This window comes from Corynebacterium limaceinasi (genome assembly GCF_046717465.1).
Lineage (GTDB): Bacteria > Actinomycetota > Actinomycetes > Mycobacteriales > Mycobacteriaceae > Corynebacterium.
Map to the genome: position 1 here is coordinate 1916167 of NZ_CP177100.1, position 22805 is coordinate 1938971.

Sequence of the window (22805 nt, forward strand, 5' to 3'; positions counted from 1 at the left end):
ACTACTCTGGCGCACGCGCAGTTCACAGGGATGAATTACTTCTGCACGCCGGCGGCCTCGCGCATGGCCTTGGTCTGCGCGGAAGGGTGCTCGTTTTCGGTGGCTAGGCGCTCGAAAGCCACGGCGGCGAGCGCTGCCGCCTGCATACCGAGCACGGAGTCGTCGAAACGCATCATCGGCGAGTGGTTCCACTCGCGCTGGTTTTCGGGTGTCGAAGGGTTGGCCGTACCCATCCACATAAACGTGCCCGGCACCTGCGAAAGGACATAGCCGAAGTCCTCGGAGGCCATCATCGGGGCCTCGAAAGGCTGCATGTTTTCCGCGCCAAACATCTGCCCCCACAGCGTAGCGGCGAATTGATTCTCCCGCGGGTTTGTCTTCGTCGTGGGATACAACACCTCGAAATCCACCTGCGCGGTGCACCGGTGCGAGGCGGCCACCGAGCTGGAGACCTCGGTAATCATTTGGCGGACGGCGTCGATCTTTTCGTCGCGAAGCACGCGCACCGTCGCCCCCAGCGCCGCGCGATCCGGAATGGCGTTATACGCACCATTGCCCGCCCATAGGTTGGTCACGGTGATCACGATGGGCTCCAGCGCGTCGAAGCGGCGCGTGAGCGCGGTCTGCAGCGCCATCTGGATTTCCGCCAGCGCCGCGACGGGATCGATGGCATCGTGCGGGCGGGACCCGTGCCCGCCCTTGCCCAGCACCGTAATGGTTAGGTTGGACGAGCTTGCCATCATCGGCCCGGGAACATAGTGGAACGTGCCCCGATCCTGCGGGCCGACGTGCAGGCCGTAGGCGGCGATTGGGCGTCGGCCAGCGGCATCGAGCACGCCCTCCTCGATCATCAGCTGCGCGCCGCCGGGGCCTTCCTCGCCGGGCTGGAACATAAAGGTGACATCGCCATGCAACTCCTCGCGGTGCTCGCACAGCATGCGCGCCGCCCCAATCAGCCCCGCGGTATGCAGGTCGTGGCCACAGGCGTGCATGTATTCATTGATCGACGCAAAGGGGCTGCCGGTCTGCTCATGCACCTCCAGGGCGTCCATGTCCGCGCGCAGCAGCACCGAAACCGGCCGCTCGCCGCGCTTGCCGCCGCGCAGCACCGCCACTACGGAGCTGAGGTCCTGCCCCACATGAATCTCCAGCGGCAGGCCCTCGAGTGCTTCAAGGACCTTTTTCTGGGTGCGCGGCAGGTGCAGCCCGATTTCCGGGTGGCGGTGCAAATCGCGCCGAATGTCCTGCAGGTCCTCCACCATGGATTCGCCCATGTCCTGAAAAATCTCCGTCGCCGGCTGCTTGCCAATGCGCGCCCTTGTCACCGGCAGCGGCGGCAACTCCTGCGCCTGGCGCGGGACGGACTTACGGCCGGGGTGGTTGGGGCGAACAATTTTCGTGGGATCAGTCATGTGGGCTCCTTTACTCGCTGTCGTATTCGACAATACCGCAGGTTATCCACAGGGTGAATGGCGGCGAGGCATCAGGTGTGACGCGTGGGGCGAGTTATCCACAGGCGGGGCGGCGCGGGCTTTCCCGCGGGTGGCCGGTGGATTAACCTCGCAGGCATGACCCGCTTGCAGGACTACGCCCGCCAATTAACCTCGCCGATGGAGCTTCTCGGCGAGGTCTTCGTCCTTGCCGAGGCGGACCTGCGCCGGACTGGCATTTCCCGGCAGGAATCGCGCGAATTGCTGCTGCTTGCCGATACCTACTTCGGCCCCACCTCCTTCACCCGCCGCCAGCGCACGTGCCGGGCGACGAAGCACTGCTTAACCACGCTCAAGTTGATTGAAAAATACGTCTCCCGCACCAACACGAAGAGGGATGCTTGGGCGCTGCGGGCAGAGTTGTGTGGGACTTCGGGGGACATTGACAAGCTGGCGCGCACCCGCCTCAAGGAGATGTATCCTCCCCGCCAGCCCCAGCGCGGGGTGCGCATGACCCGGCGAAAGGGCGGGCCCTCCACGCTGTCGATTACCGGCGATTCCGATTTCATCGCCGACCTGCATTCCACCATTGGGGAGGATTCCCCGCTCGAGGCCGTCGATCGCATCTTCTTCCGCGGTGGCGCCACGCGCCCGGTGGCTAGCACCAATATCGTCATCCACCTCGATGAGATGGACAAGATCTTAAGCGGTGGCGGCGAAGAGGTCACGCTGCAGATGACCAATGGCGCCGAGATTTCCGGGGCCAAGTTGGTGGAGAAAAAGCTTGCCGAGGTCGGCCTTGTCACCCTCATTCACCCCTTCGAGGGCCCAGTCAACCTCTATAGAACCTCGCGGTTCGCCTCCGAAAAGCAGCGGCTGATGGCCGCCGCTGAAAACCCCTCCTGCCCGTGGACGGAGTGCAATTATCCGGCCGATAAATGCCAAGTCCACCATCTCCAGGCGTGGAAGCACGGCGGCGAGACGAATATGGACAACTTGACCATTTCTTGCCCCTATCACAACGGCGTCAATGACGATGACCCGCACGCCCCACCGGTGCGCGGCCGCCTGCATCGCCATCGCGGCCGCATCGAATGGCTTCCGCCCTGGGCCTCGCCGCCCAGCTAAGTGCCGCCTTTACTTGATTCGATTGAGCCGGGCCCGAGAAGTTCTGCGGTTCCTAAGTAAGTGGCTCCTTTTCCTACCGTTGCTCTTCTCATTGCCGCCGATAGCAACCGCTGGTTTAGCGGTTGCCGGTTTGGCATGCCATAAGCCTTCTACCCTGCGGAGCGTATGCTGTGAGACCCGTGCACCGTGGGAACCGTGTGCCATGAGACCCGTGCGCCGTAAGGCTCGCGCGCCATGGGAACCGTATGCCAAGAGACAGGACGCCCTGGGGTCCGGCCGCCGTAGCATCTTTGTGCCGCCGGTGCGCTGTGGTGTGTCCTCAACGCTGGGTGGTGGCTAAGTCACGGCCTTGGCGCGGTGGTAGATGTTCGCGAGCGACCAGTGGTTAGCTGGGTAGGAGGCTTTATGCTTCGAGGAGGCTGCGGCCGAAATAATCGGATTCATCGGCAATGCCGGGAAGCGCGTAGAAGTAGCCGCCGCCGTAGGGGCGGATATAGTCAGCCAGCGGTTCGCCTTCGAGGCGTTTTTGCACCGTAATGAACTGTCGTTCCAGGTCCTGCTGGAAGGAGATGAAGACCAGCCCCACGTCGAGGGTGCCGTTATCGCGCACGCCGTTGTCGTAATTATAAGCGCGGCGCAACATAAGTTGGTCAGCGGTTTCTGGGGTGCGGGGGTTGGCCAGGCGGATGTGGGCATCGGTGGGAATGACATCGCCGGTGGCGTCGTCGAGGTAATCCGGCTCGGCGTGCTCGTCGCCGCCCGATAACGGGCCGCCCGTTGCGCGGTCGCGGCCGAAGATTTGCTCCTGCTCAGCAATGGAAATGCGATCCCAAAACTCGGTGTACATGGCAATAAGCCGCACCGCCATATAGCTGCCGCCCGTGGCCCAGGCAGGCTCATCCGAACCGGCCCACACGAGCGAATCGTAGTCATCGGGGCCAGGATTGACGATGCCATCCTTAAACCCCAGGTGATTGCGCTGCGTACCCGATGGCCGCGGCGAGTTCATATAACCATTTTGCCGCCAGCGCACCGCCACATCGCCGCGCGTATGTCGCAATATATCGCGCAGGGCGTGGAGAACGGTATCGCGTTCATCGGCGCAAATCTGCAAGGCTAAGTCACCGTGGCACATTTCTTCTTGCAGGGTGTCATCGGCAAACGATTCCATCGCGCTCAAGTGCGCGGGCTTGTGGGCGGCAAGGCTGAAGCGGTCATCGAAAAGCGAATCGCCCACCGCGAGGGTGATGGATAAGTGATCGGCCGGCAGCTCTGGGCCCAACTCGCCCGAATCCATCGCCGGATAGGCAATTCCGTCGGGGGCGAGCGTGCCACCTGCGGTTAAGATGCGCGCCCTTTCACTTAGCGTGCGCAGGAGCTTGTCCAAACGGGCTTTTGTCTTCACCTGCACGTCCAGCGCCACTATTTCCGAGTATTTCTGCGGGGGATTGATGATGCCTTGCTGGTGTTCGCCGTGAAAATCCAGCGCGCCCGGCTGATCCAAGGAGTCGGTGGATTCCAACGGAAGCGAGGGGGACTCAGCTTCTGCTCCCGGGGCTGCGCCGACGGCCGCGGAGGCGGCGAGGCCAGATAAAAAGGAGCGGCGGGAAAAGTTAAACGGGCACGGCACTAGTTCATCCTCCGGATAACGGTCATGGTGGCAACCGGGGCGAGCAGCTCATTCGCCTTGGCGACGCCCGCCTGCAAACGCAAGCGGTCCTCCTGCGGCCAGTCCGCAAAAGCGACGCTAGGCGCACCACCGTATTTATCGTCGAATTCCTCAGCAAGAGCGTCCAAGTCCGCGAGCTGGTCGTAGATGGGCTCGGTGTCTAAGCCGCGATCCTCGACCAAAGAGCGCACGGGATCCAACGTCACCCGCGTCGATGTAATAACCCCGCGCAGGGCGGAAGGAAGGGCATGGGCGCCGAAATCGCACTCGCCGCGCAGGTCAAAGCGCTCGAACTCCTCCATCACCTCATGCGCGCGCAGCCCATAATCCGGGGCGGGGATGGCGAAATGGGAGGTATCGAGGGCGTGGGCGGTTTTGTCGGTGGCATCGGCAAGCGCGGTGGCGGGCAGGGTGGCATCGCTGGGCGGGCGGTTGGACCACAGGATGCGCTCGATGTCTTCGTAGCCCTCCAAATCCGGGCCCGGCCACTCCGCGCTGGAATCGTCGAAGGAACGGTAATACTCCAAGTAGTCGAGGTAGGCGGCTCGGGCGGCGGAGCGGGAGGAGGAGGTGGCATCGGCAAGCGCATGCGCACGCTTTTGCAGCTCCGGCACGCGCTTTTTCTGGTTTTCTGCCTGCTTGATGGACACCGCGGCGACCTCGTGATCCGTAATGGGAACCATCTTGGGAGCATCAGCCACGGTAGAGCCCGCCACCGTGAAATCATCCGACTCCACCGCGGAATCGTTGTGAAATACACAGGTCAGGTGGTAGGTTCCATCCTCCAGCTGGGGGTTCCACTCGCGGATGGCGGGGGTACCGATACGCTCGAGGACCTGGTAGGCATTACCCTTGTCATCTGAAACATAGACCGTGAGGGCAAGCCCGGTGGTGTTATTGATCTTCCATTTCGCCTCGCCCTGCACGTCCTCAGGCACCGGGCAGGAATACACATCGCGCACGGCGAGCTCGCGCATGGGTTGCTCGTCGCTGTGCCCGCCGAGCCTCGCCTGGGCAGCCGTTTGCGGGATGGAAAGCCCAACGGCGAGCGCGAATGCAATGGCGAAACGGGAAATCTTCATAACTTAGAACGGCAGGTTCTTCAAATCTAGGCCGGGGTGACCGCTCATGAACCAGCCGATGATGCCGGCGGCGATGCCCAGTGCGGCGAGGATGCCGATGATGCCTGCCTTGGAGGACCCGGAAGCGGCGTGGTTGGTGTCCGGCTGCTGGGCCTTATCCAGCGTGGTCACGGCGGGAACGCCCTGCTCGGTGACCTTGGTGTCATTCATGCCATCGACAACCGGCTTCAGATTGGTGCCAGCGCGTGAGGTGTCATCCACGCGCTCTACGGAGTCATAATCTTCTGCGACAGTGCCATCGGTTTCATTGAGGAAGAGCTTCGGAGCCTTATCTGCAGCCGCAAAGTCGAACATGCCGGTGAGCGCACCTGCGCGGTCATCGAAGGAATCGCCGCCCAAGCGGCCGAGGCCCCAGTTGTCCTGGATGAACTGGGTTACCGAGGTCTGCTCGGTATAGGTGGAATCGATGTGGTTGGTCTTGGCGTAGGGGGATACAACCAGCAGCGGCTGGCGGGTGCCGGGTCCGCACTGGCCGTTCTTATCGCCCTTGATGCCTACCTTTGCGGCAGCGGCGGTGCAGATTTCCTTATCCTGGTGCGGGTCGGCGGAGCCATTGAGGATTTCCGGCGCCTTGTGGTCGTACCAGCCATCGGAATCGTCGTAAGCGATGACGACGGCGGTGGAATCCCACTCCGGGGAGTTTTGCAGCTCGTTGATGTAGTGGGTGATAAACGCCTGCTCATCCAGTGGGTTGGAGTAGCCGGCGTGGCCATCCTGGTAGTTGGCGGCCTTGAGGAAGGACACGGAGGGCAGGTTGCCCTGCTCGATGGCGGTATCGAAGTCCGCGAGGTCGTACTGGTGGTTTGCCTGGTCGGTCTTGCCAATCATGTCATCGCTGGACGGGGCCAGGTGGTGCGGGTTGGCGGTAGAGGCGTAGTACTGGAACGGCTCGTGGTGCGGGTTGTAATCCGTCTGGTTCTGACCGGTCAGCGTGGTGTGCGAAGAACCGCAGCGGGCGCGAGAGTCCTTCGTCGCCTCATCGGTGGGGCGGAATCCGCCTTGGAACCAGCCCCAGGTGACGTCCTTATCGTTGAGCTGGTCACCGATGTTCTTGGAGTGCATCGCGGTGACCTGGTTGGTACCGGCGGAGGACTTATTGGAGCAGTCATCGAAAAGCGGGTCCGGGTCGCCCACCACGGTGGCAGTGCTGCCGTCCTCGGATACGCCGGCCAGGGCGTGGTTCTTGCCATCTTCGATTTTCTGCTGGTCACCCGTGGCTGGGTCGTGCATGGTGGCATCCGCGACGGTGCCGGAAATCAGGTTCAGCGCTCCCGGGGTGGAGGGGCCGAAGATGGTGGAAAAGCTGTTGTCATTCAGCGCGAAGTTCTGCGCGTAGTTCCACATGCCGGTCACGGTATTGCCGTCGTAGTATCCCATGGTCATGCCGGGGGTGGCGTACGAGCCTTCGCCATACTTATCGATGTCCGTGGACACCGTCTCCGGGAACTTGTCCATCTTGCCGCCGTTGTAGGCTTCCTGCTCATCGGCGTAATGGTGGTTCTGGTCCGTGGTCACGGCGTGTTCGGGAGCGATGCGGAAGGGCTTGATGGAGTTGGGGTTCTTCTCCCCCAGCAGGTCAGTATTTTCGAGGTTTTCTGCCCGAGGGGTGTCGTCCTTGGCGGTGAATTTGGGGGCGGGCTTCTCGCTGCCCTGGAGTTTCTCGTCGTCGTTATTTGCGGCGTGGGGGTAGGTGCCGAAGTAGTGGTCGAAGGAAATGTTTTCGGAGTAAATGACCACGACGTGATCGATGGGGGTCTTGGTTTCGGCCTGTGCGATACCGGGGGCCAAGAAAGTTGTGGCAGCGGCTGCGGCGCACACTGCCACAGCGCGAGAGCGAAGCTTCATCTTATTTTCCGCCTTAAGTTAAACGAGTGAAACAAAGAGGGAGAAAGTGGCTGTGGCTCGCCGAAGAGTCATCGGTCGCTTTCGAATCGAAATTAAACGCCGCGAAACCATAAACCGCAAACACTCAAAATGGGCATTCCCAGTCTCAGGAATGCCCTATAGGTGCAGCTCAGCCTCGCTTTTAGGCGGCGGCCACCGCGGAGATTGTTAACTGAAAGTTAAGGTACTATTACGCTGCGCTTTCCAGTGCCTAGTCGTCCCCGTCGGTCGACAGTGCCGCCACAAAGGCCTCCTGCGGCACCGACACGGAGCCCAAGGTCTTCATGCGCTTTTTACCCGCCTTCTGCTTTTCCAGCAGCTTGCGCTTACGCGAAATATCGCCGCCGTAGCACTTGGCCAGCACGTCCTTGCGCATGGCGCGGATGTTTTCGCGGGCGATGACCTTGGTGCCAATAGCCGCCTGGACGGGGACCTCGAATTGCTGGCGCGGGATGAGCTCTTTGAGCTTCTTGGTCATCTTATTGCCGTACCACTGGGCGGAATCGCGGTGGATGATGGCGGAGAAGGCATCCACCGGGTCGCCGTTGAGGAGGATATCCACCTTAACGAGGTCCGATTGCTGCTCACCGGCCTCCTCATAGTTGAGCGAGGCGTAGCCCTTGGTGCGGGATTTCAACATGTCGAAGAAATCAAAGATGATTTCGCCCAAGGGCATGGTGTAGCGCAGCTCCACGCGGTCTTCGGACAGGTAATCCATCCCGCCCATCTGGCCACGCTTGGATTGGCATAGCTCCATCGTCGGGCCGACGAACTGCTCGGGCACGATGACGGTCATGGAAACAATGGGCTCGTAGACCTCATTGAGCTTGCCTTCCGGCCAATCTGAAGGGTTGTGAACCCAGCTTTCCTCGCCGTCTTCTGCCACCACGCGGTAGGTCACGGACGGGGCGGTAGAAATCAGGTCGAGTCCGAACTCGCGCTCCAGGCGGTCGCGGGTGATTTCCATGTGCAGCAGGCCCAAGAAACCGCAGCGGAAGCCAAAGCCTAGGGCGACGGAGGTCTCGGGTTCGAATGTCAAGGAGGCATCGTTAAGCTGCAGCTTTTCCAGCGCATCGCGCAGGTCGGGGAAATCGGCCTGGGAGATGGGGAAAAGCCCGGAATAGACCATCGGGTCAGGGTCCTTGTAGCCCTTCAGCGGGGTCTCGGCGCCGCCGTGGGACCAGGTAACGGTATCGCCCACCTTGGTCTCGCGCACGTCCTTCACGCCGGTAATCAGGTAGCCCACCTCGCCAGGGCCCAATCCCTCACACTTTTGCATCGTGGGCGAGACGATGCCGATTTCCAGCAGCTCGTGGTTGGCGTTGGTGGACATCATCGTCACCTTCTGGCGCGGGGTGAGCTTGCCGTCCACCATGCGGATATAGGTCACCACGCCGCGGTAGGTGTCATAGACGGAGTCAAAAATCATCGCGCGCGCGGGGGCATCGGGAGTGTGCTCCGAGGAGGGCGGCGGCACCAACTCGCAGACCTTATCGAGCAGCTCGACCACGCCCTCGCCGGTCTTGCCCGATACCTTCAGCACTTCCTCGGGCTCGCAGCCGATGATATTGGCGATTTCCAGCGCGTACTTTTCCGGATCCGCCGCAGGCAGGTCGATCTTATTGAGCACTGGGATGATTTCCAGGTCATTTTCCATCGCCAGGTACAGGTTGGCGAGGGTTTGGGCTTCGATGCCCTGGGCGGCATCGACAAGCAGAATGGCGCCTTCACACGCCTCGAGCGCACGGGAGACTTCGTACGTAAAGTCCACGTGGCCGGGCGTGTCGATCATCTGCATGACGATCTGCTCGCCTGCCGATGCCCCAGATTGCGGCACCCACGGCAGGCGCACGTTCTGCGCCTTAATAGTAATGCCGCGTTCGCGCTCGATATCCATGTTATCGAGGAACTGGTCACGCATATCGCGCTCCGCAACCACCTTAGATAGCTGCAGGATGCGGTCTGCCAGCGTCGACTTTCCGTGGTCGATGTGAGCAATAATGCAGAAATTACGGATCCGGGAGGGATCCGTAAACGTCGTGGCCGCAAAGTTTTCAGACATACGTCTACAATAGTCGACATGAATTCCGGCATGCTCACCCGTCTGCGCGAGGCGCTCGGAATCAGCGAGCGCGAGCCCGTGGACTCCGGCCTCAACCGCATCAACTCCCAGTTAGGGCTGGATAGGTCCACCCACAACCACGAGCCGCGCAAGGCCGCCTCCATCCAGGTCGAGGCCACCGCGGCGCACCCCCGCTCCATCTTCTTCTCCCCCGATATGGATGGCCAGGCCGATTCCGGCGAGGTGGTATGGGTGTGGACGCCATCGGAAGGCAAGCAGTCGCCTCCCCGCGAGCGCGCCATCTTGGTGATCGGGCGCACCCGCACCACCGTGACGGGCCTGCTCATTTCCGCCAACCCGGAGCATGCGCTTGACGATGCCTGGCTCGAAATCGGCAGCGGCGAATGGGACGCCTCCGGGCGCAATTGTTGGGTGCGCTTGGACCGTTTATTGGAGGTTTCCGAGGAGCAGGTGCGCCGCCAGGGCATCCTTTTTCCAGAACGCAGGTTCGAACGGATTGCGAACCGCTTGCGCTCGCGCTATCACTGGGCGTAGCTCAGCGGCGTGGCGGCGGCAGACTTGGCTGATGCGCGGTTGCGCTGCTACTATGTGCAAGTTACTTACTTTCCGGGCGCGTTGGTCGGGGCGGGCAGGACCTTGGGTTCGCTCTTCGAATACCAACGCCGAGCGCTTCTCCACGCTTAGTGGGGATCACGGGACACGTCCGGCGGGTTTGTTTCTGAATCAATCATCTTCGATTATCAAGAGGTATTTTCATGGCTAATATCAAGTCCAAGCAGAAGCGCGTTCTGACCAACGAGAAGTCTCGTCAGCGCAACAAGAGCGTACGTTCCGCGGTTCGCACCGAGATCCGCAAGTTCCACGCAGCCGTAGAGACTGGTGACAAGGCTGCAGCTGAAAAGCAGCTGCGCGTCGCTTCCCGTGCGCTGGATAAGTCCGTTTCCAAGGGCGTCTTCCACCGCAACGCTGCTGCCAACAAGAAGTCCGGTTTGGCCACCGCCTTCAACAAGATGGACTAGTAACTAGCCTTCTTGTCTCCCCCGAGCAAAGCGCTGCCTGTGTGCAGCGGCTTGTTCGGGGGATTTTTATTGCGCCGAGGTGGACCTAGGCTAGGTCATCATCGAAGTAGGCCTCGAAGATCTTGCCTGCATCCGCATAGGCCACCGACAAAGATGTACGGCCATGGGTTTCGACGAAAGTCTGGATGGCGGTTTGAAACTGCGTGTGGATGATATTGACCGTCGGAATGAGCCTCAGATCCGAGGCCTTCCACCCTTCGCGCGCTTGCAATGCCCGGCGGATGTGCATCATGACGCGTTCGTTTCGGCGCCAATACATGGACAATAACTTCCCGTCTTGGGAAAGCGCCTGGGCGGTTAATTGGGAAATCTCCGGGAAATGATCGTTACCCACGGCGTGATCAAATTCCGCATTCGCCATGATGGCAGAATCCTCCCGCAGGCTACCCGTGGGCAGGCCTGCGGCGAAGTTCTGCAATTGCTGGTCGAACTTTTCCGAAACCTCTGGGCCCAGAACCGCCGATTCCTTATCCTTGACGTAGTTAAAAAGGGTGCGCCGCGATATCCCTACGTCTTGTGCAAGCTCTTCCATGGTGAACCCGTCATATCCGTGGTCAATGACGAGCCGCAGTGCTGCGACGCGGATTTCTGAAATGCGCGGCATACTCTCTCCCCTCTTCCTCACGATATTCAACCCGTGGAAACCCAACTATTCAACCCCATAAATATGGTATTTTTCTTCACCTTATAGTCTTTCTGCCCACCACGAAAAACCGACCCTTGGTAGGCTTGCCTAACCGTCTTAAATCACCGAAGTTACAGCATGTCAATACGACGTTCCCAGCCCACGACGGCAAAGCAGGCGCCTACTCAAACGCTAAGACAGCTACTGAAGCAGGCGCTTGATCGCCGGGACATTTTACGCTGTAGCAACCAGTTTATGGGCTTATACGTTCGAAAGGGTGATGGTGTTCGTGTCTGCGGGGGCGGCTAAGATAAGTCACCAATGAACAACGTCAAGCCTCTGGTGAAATGGGCCGGCGGAAAACGCCAGCTCTTGCCGCATATTCACGCCGCCCTGCCCGCTGGGACGCCGCGGCGTTATTATGAACCCTTCATCGGCGGCGGAGCGGTTTTATTTTCGCTCACCCCGGCCTCAGCGCGGGTCAATGACCTCAACTCGGAGCTGATTAATTTATATGAGGTAGTGCGCGAAGGTGTCGACGAGCTCATCGGCTTGGTATCGACGTATCCGAACGACGCGGACTTTTTCTACCAGCTGCGCGCGGTGGACCGGGATGCGGAACGATTCGCGGCGCTTTCTGCCACCGAGCGCGCCGCGCGGACGCTGTATCTGAATAAGACCTGCTATAACGGCCTGTACCGGGTAAATTCCGCGGGGCAATTCAATGCGCCTTTTGGACGCTATAAAAACCCCACTATCTGTGATGCGGATACGCTGCGCGGGGTCCACCGGTATTTTCGGGACAATGACGTTACCTTCACGCAGGGCGATTTCGCTGCGGCGGTGGCAGGTGCTGGTGAGGGAGACTTTGTCTATTTCGATCCGCCCTATGACCCGGTCAACGTCACCAGTTCCTTTACCGGTTATCAAAAGGGCGGTTTTGACCGCGCGGAACAAGAGCGATTGAAGGCGGTGTGCGATGACCTCGATGCCCGCGGGGTGAAGTTCCTCCTCTCTAATTCCGCCACGGAGTTCATCCGCGACCTCTACGCGGATTTTTCCATCGACACCGTTGCGGCCACCCGCGCCATCAACTCCGTGGGATCGCGCCGCGGCAAGGTAGATGAAGTGCTCGTGCGTAACTACGAGGTGGGCCATGAGTAAAGTACCGAGCGCCCAAGAACAGCGGGAGCTTCGCACGCTGTTCGGTGTCCCAGAGGGCGAAAAGCTTGGCCTCGATGATTGGGGCTGGCTGCGCATCGTGGCCTCGGGGTGTGGCGAGCAGCTAGAAGAAAAAGGATACTTCTACCTCACGGCCAAAGAGCTAAAGGAGCTCTCCGGCCGGGAGCCGCGGCTGATGGCCAAACACGACTTTTCCACCTCTCGGCCGTGGATTTTCAAGGAATTGGGGCTTGGGATTCTCCCGGTTAGCCGCAGCGAATACTTTGTCGGGCCATTGGACCTGTATGAACAGTTCCCGGAGCCCACCCACGCCGGGGCGGGTTCCGTGCGCACGCTGGACATGCCCGCGGGCCTTGACACCCTCGATATCGAAAGCGTGAACTCGGAATCGATGGCGTTGAATGTGGCATCGGCAAGCGGCATGCTTGAGCACTTCTTGGGATGCGAACCATTGCAGGCCACCGTCGCTGGGCGCATGTCGTCGCTGGAGATGACCATTCCGGTGCCGGATCTTGGGCTGAAAGTCAAGGTCGACCGCGCGCAGATGGAAATCGACGGCGGCTTCGAATCCCTCGAGCATTTGGTGCTGGTGGAGGCGAAAAATCACATCTCCGAAGACTTCAATATCCGGCAATTGTATTTTCCGTACCGGCGTTTCCAGCAATGGCTATCCAAGGCCGTGGTGCCGGTCTTTTTGGTCTACTCGAATGGGATTTTCCACCTGTATCGGTACGACTTCAGCGATCCCGCGGATTTTCGCAGCATCGCGCTGGTAGACCACGCTCGCTACGCCCTGAGCGCTTCGCACCTCAACGTGGAGGATGCGCTGGGCATCATTGGCTCCGTCGAGGCCGAGCCGGAGCCGGCGGGGATTCCCTTCCCACAGGCCAATAGCTTCGAGCGCGTGGTCAACCTGGTGGAGCTCATCGCGCAGCAGCCGATGAGCAAGGAGGACATCGCCGAGCAGTACGATTTCCATCTGCGCCAGGCGGACTATTACGCCAATGCGGCCTGCTACCTCGGGCTGCTGGCGCTTGCCGATGGTCACTATCAGCTCACCCCTCGCGGCGAAAAGGCCATCGCACAGCCGCGGCGCGATGGGCGCAACGCTGCCCTGCTGCGCGCGTTGGCGGCGCGGCAGGTATTCCGGCAGGCGCTAGAGGTGAGCCTGCGGCGTGGGAAGGTGGCCGAGGCGCACGAGATAGCGGCGGCGATAGAAGGACTCGGCTTGGGCGCTGGCACGGCGAGGCGGCGGGCCTCGACGGTGGCGCGGTGGATCCAGTGGGCGCTGGATGTGGTGGCAGAGGGCGAACCTGAAACCCTGCCCGGGCTTTAAGCCACGAGCTGCTGTACACCAGCGACCACGAGCGCGAGGCCGGCGATGATGAAGAACAGGCCCGATCCGATATCGATCCACGGGCCCGCGGCGATGAGCTTGCGGCGCACCGCATTCGTGGAAATCACCGTGGCCACCACGAGGAAGAAGGCGAAGGCCGATAGCGCCAGCGCCAGGGTTAAGGCGATGGCCAGCCACAACGGCGGGGATGCCGGCAGCTGCGGGGCGATCATGGCGGCGAGGAACAATACGATCTTCGGGTTGAACAGGTTCGTTGCCAGCCCCATCTTGAAGGAATGGCGCAGCCGGCCCAGCTTGGCCTCGGCGTCCTCCAGATCAACGGGCGGGTTGGTGCGCTGTTCGAGGCCGCTGCGCAGCGCCCGCCATCCCATGAAAACGAGGAAACTGCCGCCGATTGCCTGGACCGCGCCTAAGATTCCGGGGAAAGCGGTCAGGAGGGCGGCCGCACCAAAGACCGTGGCGCCGCACCAGAACAACACGCCGATTTGAATGCCCGCGGCCGCGGCGATGGCATGGCGGCGCGACTTGGTGGCGTAGCGGGTGACCAGGATGATATCCGGGCCTGGCGAGGCCACACCCACCAGGTTCATCAGGAGGATGGTGAAAAATGAAGTCCAGCTCACTGCGCGGACTCGCCTTCCAGGCGGCCGAGCAGATCCTCGCGGCCAAACATGCGGGCCGAATCGATGGCGGTTGGTTGGCCGGCGGTAGCGGAGGCGCCGGCGTTTAGGAGGGCATCGACAACCGCGTCTTCTTTTTTGAAGATCGCACCTGCCAGGGGTGACTGGCCGCGATCATTGAGCAAGTTCACGTCGGCGCCGGCCTTCGCTAGCGCGGTGACGAGTTCCGCGTGGCCGTGGTAGGCGGCAAGCATGAGAAAAGACTGGCCTTCTTGGTTGACCAGATTGATATTGACGCCCTGGTCAATATAGTTCAGGAGATCCGGGTTTCCTTCCCGCGCCATGTCAAAGAGCCGGCCGGCGAATTCTTGCACTTGTTCCTCAGACATGGACTCTAGCTTAACGTGCCAATTCCGCGATTCGTTTTACGGCCGCCTCAACGGCGAATTCGGGCTCGCCACCTTGGCCTTTAACGGCGGCATCCAGTTCAGAGACGAGGATGACGGCGGCGGTGATGTCATCGGCAGTCCAGCGCCTGGCTACCGGTTGGGTCATTTTTACAACGTACGGGGCAAGCCCGGTTTGGCTGGCAAGTGTGTACTGGTCCCCGCGGGCGGAATACAGGCGCGCGATGGCACCCACCTTATTGGCCAAGGCCGCGGCGATGGCCACGGGGCTGGCGCCGAGTTGGAGGGCGCGCCGGCAGGTAGAGACGGCGGCCTCAACGCGGCCGGCGACGGCGGCATCGGCAATGTCCCAATTGGCTACCTCGGCCACGCCGACGTAATAATTACGCACCGCTTCCTGCGTCACGTTTCCACCAGTATCGGCCACGAGCTGGGAGATGGCGGAGGCAAGCTCGCGGAGGTCGGAGCCGACGCCGTCGAGTACCGCGTGCACGACATCCGGGGTGGGGCGAACGCCGTGGGAGGCGAACTCGCGGGTGGCCCACTGGCCCAGCTCATTGGGGTAGAGCGAAAAGACTTCGTGCACCTCCGCAATCTTGCGCAGCTTCGCCACCAGCTCGGGCGCCTTCTTCTTTTTCTTCAGTGTCTTCGCGGCCACGGAATAAACCACCACCATGGTCATGCCCGGCGCGGGATTAACGCAGGCGCGCAGGATGATATCGACTACCTCTTTCCCGGCGCGTTCGCAGTCCGTGATGACGATGACGCGGTTATCGCCAAACAGCGACGGGCTGGTGGCCTCCAGGATTTCGCCCTCGGAAACCTCGGAGGCCTTGAGCGTCATCAATTCGGGGCGAGTGGCCTCGCCTTCGGCCGCTGCCTTGTGGATGGTGTGGCGGGCGCGTTCGGTGAGGAATTCATCGTCGCCGAGAATGAGGTGTACGGGAGGCATGCCCATCATTTTAGCGCTAGGCGGCAAACGCACCCAGACAAACGATGCCCGCGATAACCCCTGCCAAGGTCAGCCATGGCCGGTGATACAGCAGCCCGGCGATGACCCATCCGTACGCAAGGAGCGTAAACAGCGGGTGGGCGGTGATGGTGACCACGGGCAGGCTAGCCACGCCGTGGGCGATGGTATTGATCCACCACGCTGCGGGTTCGATGAGTTTCAATAATCCCGCGGCGACGATGCTTAAGGGGCCTAGCTGCGCGGCGATGGCCGCGAGCAACCCCACCACAGTAATGGGGGCGGTGGCGGGTGCTACCAAGACATTGGCGAGGACCGAGACGACGGATACCTCGCCGGACATGAGGGCGATAAGCGGCAGGGTGAGGATATCGGCGGCAATCGCCACGGCGACAGCGCGCAGGAAGATGGCGGGCCAGCCGGTGACCGCGAGCTGCGAATAGATAAGCGGGCTCAGCATGACGATGCCGAAGGTCGCCGCACACGATAATGCAAAACCAAAGTGCACCGCGAGGTCCGAATCCACGAAAAGCAGGGTGAGGATGCCGAGGCTGAGCGCGTGGATGGGTTCCATAGTGGACGAGTGCAGCACCGCGAGCAGGCCTACTACCCCGGCGACGGCCGCGCGCTGCACCGACGGTTCAAGGCCCACCAAGACGACATAGATGGCTAGCGCGGCCAAGGACACCGCCACTCTGGTGCGTGGACCGGCGGCGCACGCGGCGCAGACGATGGCGGCAAAGGAACAGACGATGGCCACATTGGCACCGGATACAGCGCTGAGGTGCGATAGCCCGGTATCGATGTAGAGTTCGCGGTCCGCGGGGCTTTGCAGGGAGGTATCGCCAAGCACCATGCCTGGGATAAGCCCCTGGCTGCTCGGGCCTACTGTCTCTAGTACGACCGCGCGGAAGTTATCGGCCACCCGTGCGGCCCAGCCGGCCAGGCCCGAAGGTGGCGCAGAGATGCTCAGGTGGGAGGCGTTTGCTATCACGGTCCCGACTCCGGGTTGGTCGGACTCGGAAAGCTGTACCGCTACCGTGACCTGCGTTCCGGCGGGTGCGCTCAGTGGTTCGGGGCTAAAGACCGGAAGCTGCGCGGGATAGCCCGGGACATCGAGCCGGATGAGCCAGCCGCCGGTGCTCGTTTGGGTCGGCGCGGTGACCACCCGGCCGGTGATCTCGCGGCCGAACTCGAAGGCGGCCGCTCGCGCCTGCCGCACGGCGGCTACGAAGGCGGCGGCGCTGGCGAGTACGCCGCAAAAAATGGCTTGGCCCCAGTGCCGGGCGAGCAGGCATATCCCTACGACACTGCCGATGCACGCCACGGCCCACCCCTGCCCGAAAACCAGCACCGCGATGACCGCCACCCACGCGGTCAGGGCGCCGGGAAGCAGACGGAGTTCTTTCATCTCGGCGTGGCCTCTTACGTCTACAGCTGCACGTTATCTTTGAGCTTGGCAAACTTGGCAGGGCCAATCCCACTGACCTCGAGGAGTTCCTCGACGTCCTTAAAACCCCCGCGCTCTTCGCGGAAGGAGACGATGGCTTCCGCGGTGACCTCCCCTACCCCGTTGAGATCCATGAGTTCGGCGGCGGTCGCGGAATTGAGGCTGACTTTATCGCCGCCGGCGGGTGCGGCGGTGGGGGCATCGGCAAGCGCGGGGTCGGGCGGAGCACCTTGGGGCAGGATGCGGAGCTGCTGGCCATCGGCAAGCCGCTGCGCTTGGTTGAGCGTCATGGTCTCCGCCTCCGGCAAGGGCGTGGCGGCCGCGAGGGCATCGGCGACGCGGGCACCAGGCTCGAGGGTCTTCAGGCCGGGCGCTGCAACTTCGCCGACGACGGATACAACGATTTCGCTCGCCTCCGCGCTAGGCTCGGCGGTGGTACTGCCCATCGCCGCGGGTTCGGGCATGCCGGACTCATCCGAATTGCGGGTACTAAGGCCCAGCCAGATAATGACGCCCACCACCACAATGATGGCTACCGCGCAGGCCTGCCAGCGGCTGATGCGCACGCGCGGGCGCGGGTAATCGACGTGGAGGAGTTCTTCCTCGCCGGTGGGTTGGGTAAATTCGCGGAGTCGTTCGCTGATTTTGGGTGCCGCCATAGCCCACAGGCTAGGAAGCCGCCGCGTGCGGTGCGAGAACGTGGGCGGAGGCGCTGTGGATAAGTCGTTGTAGGAAGCAACCAAACGGGTCCTGGCGGGGTGGTTATCCACAATCGGGGGCGCACAGGCCGTCGGGCTTCGCCCGTGCGTGCGAGGGCCTAGGAGCTAAATACCGCAGATACCCCAATGGCGGAGGGTCCAGCGTGCACGGCGAGCACCTCGGTTAGGGGCGTGGTGATACAGGACGTGCCTTCTGGTAGGGCATCGCGCAAGAGGCCCTGCAGCTTGTCCGCCGCTTCGCCGGCCTGGTTATGCTGAATGGCGATGAAGGCGGGCTCCCCGGCGGCGCGGGCGGCGATGATCTCTACCACCTTGGTAAAGGCCTTGGTCTGCGTGCGGGTTTTTCCCACCAACTCCAGCTTGCCATCTACGATGGACATAATCGGCTTGGTGGCTAAAAGCGCGGTGGACAACATGGCGGTGGCCGCGGACATGCGGCCCGAGCGGCGCATATCCTCCGTGGAATGCAGGTACACCCAGGTAGCCGCGCGTTCGATGCTGTCTAGCGCCGCCGCGTGGCATTCTTCCAGCGCCGCGCCCTGTGCCGCCTTGGTAGCAGCCGCCATCGCCGCCGCGCCCATGACCATGCCGGCCGAGCCGGAATCGATAACGCGCACCGTATCGGGAAAAACCCCAGCTGCGGCCACCGCCGCCGACCACGTGGACGAAAGCTCCTTGGACAGGTGGATGGCGATCACGCCATCATCCTGCGCCTTTTCCATTTCCCGGCCGTAGGCGGCGGCCAATTCGAGGGAAGACAGGCCCGAGGTGGTGCGCAGCTTTCCGCCCTTATCCTCGCTATCCATCACGTGTAGGTCAATGACGGTGATATCGAGTTCTTCAGCGATCTCTGGGGGCAGGCTGGCCGCGGAGTCAGTAATGACGCGAACGGTCACTAGGTATCTGCCCCTCCATCACCGGTGACCTCGCCACCCATATTCCAGCCGTCGAAGTACCATTGTGCGCTCGCCACCGTCTCCGGCGTAAATTCCAGGGAGGTCACGGGGGTTTCTGGATTGAAATCCGGGCGGGCGGTCAGCTGCGACCAGTGGGTATTTTTCAGACCGGATAAAATTCCGTACTGGCCGTGATCCAAGCCCAACAGGTGGCACGTGAGCGCGGAGATTGCGCCACCGTGGGCGACGATGAGTACGGCGCCGTCATCCCAACCGGAAAATTCCTGCATGAGCTCGTCAATGACCGGGCGGGCGCGCCGTGCCACGTCCACGCGGGACTCGCCCTCTGGCGGGGCCCAGGTGGGATCGTGGCGCCAGATGGCGCGGGCGCCGGGGAATTCCGCATCCACTTCGGCAGAGCTCTTTCCCTGCCACTGCCCTAGATTGGTCTCGCGCAGGCGAGGGTCCGTAGAAAAGTCCAAGCCGAGTGATTCTGCCACTACCCGCGCGGTTTCCCGAGCGCGCTGCAAATCGGAGGCGACGATTTTTACCACGCCCTGATCCCGGAGCAGGCGCGCAGCGGCGCGGGCCTGTTCGTAGCCGACATCGGAAAGCTCAGTATCCAAGTGGCCCTGCATGCGGCCGGAGGCATTGTAGGTGGTTTGTCCGTGGCGGATCAGAATCAGGCGGCGGCTCATGGTGGGGTTAAAGCTCCTCGTCCTCGCCAGGGGCCTTTTGCGCCAATGGCAGCTCATCAATGGAATCCACGGTGCGCGGATTGATGCCGTTGGTCCAATCGCCGGGGCGCTCGGGTGGCTCAATGCCCTCAATGTCCACCAAAGGGCAATCGTGGTAGAGGCGGTCGAGCCCATAGTGCTCCCGCTGGTCCGTGCGCTGCACGTGGATGACGATATTGCCATAATCCAACAGCACCCAGCGGTTTTCGCGGTTGCCCTCGCGGCGCTGCGGCTCGAAGCCCTGAGCCGTCATCTGGTCCTCCACCTCATCCACGATGGAGCCGACCTGGCGCTCATTATCGGCAGAAGCCAGCACAAAAACCTCGGTGATGGCGAGGACATCGGAGACATCGATTGCAGCGATATTGCTTGCCAGCTTGTCCTGTGCGGCATGCGCCGCGGTTGCCGCCATGCGGCGGGCGAGATCAGAAATAGACAATGTATAAAAATTCCCTTTTCGCGTCTGGTGAGGAAGTGTCTTTTAGCTGTCTATTCTTGCACGTTCGGCGCGATTGTGCCCAAACTTGAACTATAAAGGTTTATCCGGCTGCGCCGAGTAGAGGTTATTTTTGGTGATGTATTGCACCACCCCATCCGGAACCAGGTACCACACCGGGCGGTTTTGGGCGGCCCGCTCGCGGCAATCCGTGGAAGAAATGGCCATGGCCGGGATATCGATAAGGTTGATATCCTCCCGCGAACCGGCGGGCAGCATGTCCGTACTCAGCTCGTAGCCCGGGCGCGTGACGCCCACGAAGTGCGCCATTTCCAGCATCTCTTCCCAGTTATGCCAGCTCATAATGGATTGCAGGGAATCCGCACCGGTGATGAAGTAAAACTCGGCGTCCGGAAAAAGCTCGCGCAGATCCCGCAGGGTATCGATGGTATAGGTAGGGCCCTTGCGGTCGATGTCCACGCGGGAGACGGTAAAGCGCGGGTTGGAGGCAGTTGCCACCATCGTCATCAAATACCGGTGCTCCGCGGCGGTGACCTCGCGGGAGGCCTTCTGCCACGGTTTGCCGGTGGGCACAAAGACTACGGTATCGAGGGCAAAGCGGTGCGCCGCCTCGCTGGCGGCGACCAAGTGGCCATTGTGGATTGGATCAAAGGTGCCGCCCATGATCCCAATGCGCTGGGAATTAGTCATGGCTGGAGAGTATAGCCGCTACCCTGCTGGGGAGTTAAGCCAGCCAGCCACGGTATCGGCCACGCGGGCATTGTCCTGTTCCACTGCCGCATCGCCTTCGCTATCGCGGAAATATGAGGCGTGGTGGGCGGCCTTGGTGGCCAGGGTGTCTTTGGCATTGCGCAGGTTGAGGTCGCAGACGAAGTCGCCGGCAAGGCAGTAATCGATCCGGCGATCGGCCTGCAGTGCGGCGCTGTGAGGAATGAGATATCGCGGAATCGGCCCGGCCATGCCGCCGGGACGCCGCAAGGGATTGCCCAGGTAGATCGCCCCGGCGAGCTTGTCCTGGGACGCGAGGTAGCGCTCCGCGCTGGTGGCGATAATGGCTCCTTGCGAATACCCAGCGGTGATATAGCGCGGGCTGCAGCCGGTTTCCTCTTCGTACTTCTCCACCACGCGCGGCGCGTTGTTCATACCGCTGCGCAGGCTCTGCACAAAGCCAACGGTGACCTGATAGACCAGCTCATGCAAGGGATGTTCCAGCAGCACCCCGCCCAAGCGGCGCATCAGCTGCAGCGGGCCCAGGTTTTCGCCCTCTTGGGCCAACGGTGGAAGGTTCATAGAGGCCGGATATGCATCCGCATCCAACGCCAGCACGTAGGCATTATCCATGGTTCCGGGGTGGCGTTGTTCTACCAGGTGGAAGAGCGCTGCGAGGTTGGGACCTTCATAGCCATTGGATTCCGCGCCCTGGTCCGAATAGCGCTGCGGGCCGAAGTACTCCCCGTGTTCCTCATTTTGGTCCGAGCCGCGCGCGGCAAGGAATACATAGTCGGGGCAGGTCTCGGCCGGCGGATGAGTCTCCCCCGCTGCCGCGACAGGTGTGAGCACAGACATGCCAAGCGCCGCCGTGGCGGAGATAGCTACAAAGCCAGCGGCGGCGCGAGAGAGAGAGAGGAAAAAGGCGCACGTTCTTATGGGCGTACGTGACCGGTGCCTTGGAGGACCCACTTGGAGGAGGTCAGCTCCGGCAGGGCCATTGGGCCACGAGCGTGCAGCTTCTGGGTGGAAATACCGATTTCTGCACCCATGCCGTAGACCTCGCCATCGGTGAAGGCAGTGGAGGCATTCAGCATGACGGCTGCGGCATCAACCTCGTTGCCGAACTTGACCAAGACGTCCGCATCCTGGGCGGCGATGCCCTCGGTATGGCCGGTGGTAAATTCCGCGATGTGGGCGATGGCAGCGTCAACGCCGTCGACCACCTTCGCACAGATATCCATGGACAGCGACTCTTCGCGCCAGTCCTCCTCGGTAGCCTGAACAACGTCCGTGGCGCCGAAGCCCTCGAGCTCGTCTACATCACCGTGGACGGTGACGTCTGCGTCCTGGAGGGCGCGGACGATACGCAGCTTGGTGGCATCATCAAGCGCGGCATCAATAAGCACGCACTCGGTGGAGTTGCAGACAGAGGTGCGGCGGGTCTTGCCGTTGATGACCATGTCGATGGCCTTGTCCATATCGGCCGAAGCATCGATGTAGAAGTGGCAGTTGCCGGTACCGGTCTCGATGGCCGGAACGGTAGCGCCGGTAACTACAGCCTCGATGAGCTTGGCACCGCCACGGGGAATGACTAGGTCCACCAAGCCGCGGGCGGTAATCAAGTCCTGGACGGAATCGTGGGTCTCACAGGGCAGGAGCTGGACTACCTCGCGCGGCAGATCAAACTCTGCAAGGGTGTCCTGCAGGAGCTCCACCAGCTTGGTATTGGAGTTGCGCGCGGACTTGGAACCGCGCAGCAGCGGCACGTTGCCGGATTTCAAAGCGAGGCCGAAGGCATCCACGGTGACATTCGGGCGGGCCTCGTAGACCATGCCCATCACACCGAGCGGGACGCGCACCTGCTTCATCTGGATGCCGTTATCCATGGTGCGGCCCTGCAGGATCTCGCCTACCGGGTCTTGCAGGCCAGCGACTTGGCGCAGGCCATCGGCAATGCCCTCGACGCGGGCAGCGTCCAAGGTCAGGCGGTCAATCAGGGAATCGGACATGCCGCGTTCGCGGCCTGCCTCAATGTCCTGCTGGTTGGCAGCAAGGATGTCATCGGTGTGGGCAATGAGATTTTCGGCTGCGCGCTGCAAGATTTCATTCTTGCGCGGCGTGGACAGCTGCGCCACGACGGGCGCAACGTCCTTTGCAGCACGGGCTTTGGACAGAACTTCTTCGCGTTCAGTGTTGCTCATGTCATACCAGAGTAACGTACCCGCCCGAGTTTTTCAGCCGCCCGCCGTGAACCTCACG

At 61.8% G+C, this 22805-nt stretch carries 22 protein-coding genes; 5 read left to right on the forward strand and 17 right to left on the reverse strand.

Features of this window, described 5'->3' with window-relative positions; all coding sequences use genetic code 11:
- Positions 1-35 precede the first annotated feature (35 nt).
- On the reverse strand, positions 36-1412 hold the full coding sequence (locus tag ACLI1Q_RS09295; protein WP_239268660.1) for a M20 family metallopeptidase: 1377 nt from the start codon (positions 1410-1412) through the stop codon (positions 36-38).
- Positions 1413-1568: 156 nt separating this feature from the next.
- On the opposite strand from ACLI1Q_RS09295, the gene ACLI1Q_RS09300 reads away from it, so the two are divergent.
- Positions 1569-2558 (forward strand): HNH endonuclease signature motif containing protein, encoded by a 990-nt coding sequence (locus tag ACLI1Q_RS09300; protein WP_239268662.1) that lies wholly within the window; start codon positions 1569-1571, stop codon positions 2556-2558.
- Between the two features lie 403 nt (positions 2559-2961).
- On the opposite strand, the gene efeB is transcribed toward ACLI1Q_RS09300, so the two are convergent.
- The 4 genes from efeB to lepA all read right to left on the reverse strand — a co-directional run bounded on the left by efeB (position 2962) and on the right by lepA (position 9315).
- Positions 2962-4188, reverse strand: a complete 1227-nt coding sequence (gene efeB, locus ACLI1Q_RS09305; protein ID WP_239268664.1) for an iron uptake transporter deferrochelatase/peroxidase subunit — start codon at positions 4186-4188, stop codon at positions 2962-2964.
- Positions 4188-5309 (reverse strand): EfeM/EfeO family lipoprotein, encoded by a 1122-nt coding sequence (locus ACLI1Q_RS09310; RefSeq protein ID WP_239268666.1) that lies wholly within the window; start codon positions 5307-5309, stop codon positions 4188-4190. The genes efeB and ACLI1Q_RS09310 overlap by 1 nt, the downstream gene beginning before the upstream one ends.
- A 3-nt stretch (positions 5310-5312) precedes the next feature.
- The gene (locus ACLI1Q_RS09315; RefSeq protein WP_239268668.1) at positions 5313-7214 is read right to left on the reverse strand and encodes a phospholipase C; all 1902 of its coding nucleotides are present in this window, start codon (positions 7212-7214) and stop codon (positions 5313-5315) included.
- 250 nt (positions 7215-7464) lie between these two features.
- Entirely contained in the window at positions 7465-9315 is a 1851-nt protein-coding gene (gene lepA, locus ACLI1Q_RS09320) for a translation elongation factor 4 (protein ID WP_239268670.1), read from the reverse strand.
- 18 nt (positions 9316-9333) lie between these two features.
- Between lepA and ACLI1Q_RS09325 the strand changes: the two genes are divergently transcribed.
- Positions 9334-9870, forward strand: a complete 537-nt coding sequence (locus ACLI1Q_RS09325; protein WP_239268672.1) for a type II toxin-antitoxin system PemK/MazF family toxin — start codon at positions 9334-9336, stop codon at positions 9868-9870.
- A gap of 221 nt (positions 9871-10091) precedes the next feature.
- Positions 10092-10355, forward strand: a complete 264-nt coding sequence (rpsT, locus tag ACLI1Q_RS09330; RefSeq protein WP_023023493.1) for a 30S ribosomal protein S20 — start codon at positions 10092-10094, stop codon at positions 10353-10355.
- Between the two features lie 85 nt (positions 10356-10440).
- On the opposite strand, the gene ACLI1Q_RS09335 is transcribed toward rpsT, so the two are convergent.
- Positions 10441-11019 carry a TetR/AcrR family transcriptional regulator gene (locus ACLI1Q_RS09335; RefSeq protein WP_239268674.1) on the reverse strand — a complete coding sequence of 193 codons (579 nt, stop codon included), beginning with the start codon at positions 11017-11019 and terminating at the stop codon, positions 10441-10443.
- A 342-nt stretch (positions 11020-11361) separates the two neighbouring features.
- On the opposite strand from ACLI1Q_RS09335, the gene ACLI1Q_RS09340 reads away from it, so the two are divergent.
- Together ACLI1Q_RS09340 and ACLI1Q_RS09345 are read left to right on the forward strand one after the other, a co-directional pair.
- Positions 11362-12204 carry a DNA adenine methylase gene (locus ACLI1Q_RS09340; RefSeq protein ID WP_239268676.1) on the forward strand — a complete coding sequence of 281 codons (843 nt, stop codon included), beginning with the start codon at positions 11362-11364 and terminating at the stop codon, positions 12202-12204.
- On the forward strand, positions 12197-13558 hold the full coding sequence (locus tag ACLI1Q_RS09345) for a type II restriction enzyme (protein WP_239268678.1): 1362 nt from the start codon (positions 12197-12199) through the stop codon (positions 13556-13558). Before ACLI1Q_RS09340 ends, ACLI1Q_RS09345 begins: the two co-directional genes overlap by 8 nt.
- Here ACLI1Q_RS09345 and ACLI1Q_RS09350 read toward each other — a convergent pair.
- The 11 genes from ACLI1Q_RS09350 to ACLI1Q_RS09400 all read right to left on the reverse strand — a co-directional run bounded on the left by ACLI1Q_RS09350 (position 13555) and on the right by ACLI1Q_RS09400 (position 22747).
- On the reverse strand, positions 13555-14202 hold the full coding sequence (locus ACLI1Q_RS09350) for a LysE family translocator (RefSeq protein WP_411696969.1): 648 nt from the start codon (positions 14200-14202) through the stop codon (positions 13555-13557). The two genes, ACLI1Q_RS09345 and ACLI1Q_RS09350, sit on opposite strands and share 4 nt — an antisense overlap.
- Positions 14199-14588, reverse strand: coding sequence for an ankyrin repeat domain-containing protein (locus ACLI1Q_RS09355; protein WP_034659054.1), 390 nt, complete (start codon positions 14586-14588; stop codon positions 14199-14201). Before ACLI1Q_RS09355 ends, ACLI1Q_RS09350 begins: the two co-directional genes overlap by 4 nt.
- Positions 14589-14598: 10 nt before the next feature.
- A complete protein-coding gene (holA, locus tag ACLI1Q_RS09360; RefSeq protein WP_239268681.1) occupies positions 14599-15567 on the reverse strand; it encodes a DNA polymerase III subunit delta in 969 nt (322 codons plus the stop codon).
- 7 nt (positions 15568-15574) lie between these two features.
- On the reverse strand, positions 15575-16987 hold the full coding sequence (locus tag ACLI1Q_RS09365) for a ComEC/Rec2 family competence protein (protein ID WP_284771600.1): 1413 nt from the start codon (positions 16985-16987) through the stop codon (positions 15575-15577).
- A 20-nt stretch (positions 16988-17007) separates the two neighbouring features.
- On the reverse strand, positions 17008-17685 hold the full coding sequence (locus tag ACLI1Q_RS09370) for a ComEA family DNA-binding protein (RefSeq protein WP_239268685.1): 678 nt from the start codon (positions 17683-17685) through the stop codon (positions 17008-17010).
- Positions 17686-17843: 158 nt separating this feature from the next.
- The gene (locus tag ACLI1Q_RS09375; protein WP_411696970.1) at positions 17844-18641 is read right to left on the reverse strand and encodes a DegV family protein; all 798 of its coding nucleotides are present in this window, start codon (positions 18639-18641) and stop codon (positions 17844-17846) included.
- Entirely contained in the window at positions 18641-19339 is a 699-nt protein-coding gene (locus ACLI1Q_RS09380) for a histidine phosphatase family protein (protein ID WP_005277992.1), read from the reverse strand. The genes ACLI1Q_RS09375 and ACLI1Q_RS09380 overlap by 1 nt, the downstream gene beginning before the upstream one ends.
- 7 nt (positions 19340-19346) lie before the next feature.
- A complete protein-coding gene (rsfS, locus tag ACLI1Q_RS09385) occupies positions 19347-19790 on the reverse strand; it encodes a ribosome silencing factor (RefSeq protein WP_198010486.1) in 444 nt (147 codons plus the stop codon).
- Between the two features lie 117 nt (positions 19791-19907).
- On the reverse strand, positions 19908-20525 hold the full coding sequence (gene nadD, locus ACLI1Q_RS09390) for a nicotinate-nucleotide adenylyltransferase (protein WP_023023517.1): 618 nt from the start codon (positions 20523-20525) through the stop codon (positions 19908-19910).
- A gap of 18 nt (positions 20526-20543) precedes the next feature.
- Positions 20544-21401 carry a cutinase family protein gene (locus tag ACLI1Q_RS09395; RefSeq protein WP_239275181.1) on the reverse strand — a complete coding sequence of 286 codons (858 nt, stop codon included), beginning with the start codon at positions 21399-21401 and terminating at the stop codon, positions 20544-20546.
- Positions 21402-21478: 77 nt separating this feature from the next.
- A complete protein-coding gene (locus tag ACLI1Q_RS09400; protein WP_239268691.1) occupies positions 21479-22747 on the reverse strand; it encodes a glutamate-5-semialdehyde dehydrogenase in 1269 nt (422 codons plus the stop codon).
- Between the last annotated feature and the right edge of the window lie 58 nt (positions 22748-22805).

What these genes read in the sequence shown, in the direction of transcription:
- ACLI1Q_RS09295 (WP_239268660.1), bottom strand. Translation starts at nt 1,412, where the DNA reads ATGACTGATCCCACGAAAATTGTTCGCCCCAACCACCCCGGCCGTAAG.
- ACLI1Q_RS09300 (WP_239268662.1), top strand. Translation starts at nt 1,569, where the DNA reads ATGACCCGCTTGCAGGACTACGCCCGCCAATTAACCTCGCCGATGGAG.
- ACLI1Q_RS09310 (WP_239268666.1), bottom strand. Translation starts at nt 5,309, where the DNA reads ATGAAGATTTCCCGTTTCGCCATTGCATTCGCGCTCGCCGTTGGGCTT.
- ACLI1Q_RS09315 (WP_239268668.1), bottom strand. Translation starts at nt 7,214, where the DNA reads ATGAAGCTTCGCTCTCGCGCTGTGGCAGTGTGCGCCGCAGCCGCTGCC.
- lepA (WP_239268670.1), bottom strand. Translation starts at nt 9,315, where the DNA reads ATGTCTGAAAACTTTGCGGCCACGACGTTTACGGATCCCTCCCGGATC.
- ACLI1Q_RS09325 (WP_239268672.1), top strand. Translation starts at nt 9,334, where the DNA reads ATGAATTCCGGCATGCTCACCCGTCTGCGCGAGGCGCTCGGAATCAGC.
- rpsT (WP_023023493.1), top strand. Translation starts at nt 10,092, where the DNA reads ATGGCTAATATCAAGTCCAAGCAGAAGCGCGTTCTGACCAACGAGAAG.
- ACLI1Q_RS09335 (WP_239268674.1), bottom strand. Translation starts at nt 11,019, where the DNA reads ATGCCGCGCATTTCAGAAATCCGCGTCGCAGCACTGCGGCTCGTCATT.
- ACLI1Q_RS09340 (WP_239268676.1), top strand. Translation starts at nt 11,362, where the DNA reads ATGAACAACGTCAAGCCTCTGGTGAAATGGGCCGGCGGAAAACGCCAG.
- ACLI1Q_RS09345 (WP_239268678.1), top strand. Translation starts at nt 12,197, where the DNA reads ATGAGTAAAGTACCGAGCGCCCAAGAACAGCGGGAGCTTCGCACGCTG.
- ACLI1Q_RS09355 (WP_034659054.1), bottom strand. Translation starts at nt 14,588, where the DNA reads ATGTCTGAGGAACAAGTGCAAGAATTCGCCGGCCGGCTCTTTGACATG.
- holA (WP_239268681.1), bottom strand. Translation starts at nt 15,567, where the DNA reads ATGATGGGCATGCCTCCCGTACACCTCATTCTCGGCGACGATGAATTC.
- ACLI1Q_RS09365 (WP_284771600.1), bottom strand. Translation starts at nt 16,987, where the DNA reads ATGAAAGAACTCCGTCTGCTTCCCGGCGCCCTGACCGCGTGGGTGGCG.
- ACLI1Q_RS09370 (WP_239268685.1), bottom strand. Translation starts at nt 17,685, where the DNA reads ATGGCGGCACCCAAAATCAGCGAACGACTCCGCGAATTTACCCAACCC.
- ACLI1Q_RS09380 (WP_005277992.1), bottom strand. Translation starts at nt 19,339, where the DNA reads ATGAGCCGCCGCCTGATTCTGATCCGCCACGGACAAACCACCTACAAT.
- rsfS (WP_198010486.1), bottom strand. Translation starts at nt 19,790, where the DNA reads ATGGCGGCAACCGCGGCGCATGCCGCACAGGACAAGCTGGCAAGCAAT.
- nadD (WP_023023517.1), bottom strand. Translation starts at nt 20,525, where the DNA reads ATGACTAATTCCCAGCGCATTGGGATCATGGGCGGCACCTTTGATCCA.
- ACLI1Q_RS09395 (WP_239275181.1), bottom strand. Translation starts at nt 21,401, where the DNA reads ATGTCTGTGCTCACACCTGTCGCGGCAGCGGGGGAGACTCATCCGCCG.
- ACLI1Q_RS09400 (WP_239268691.1), bottom strand. Translation starts at nt 22,747, where the DNA reads ATGAGCAACACTGAACGCGAAGAAGTTCTGTCCAAAGCCCGTGCTGCA.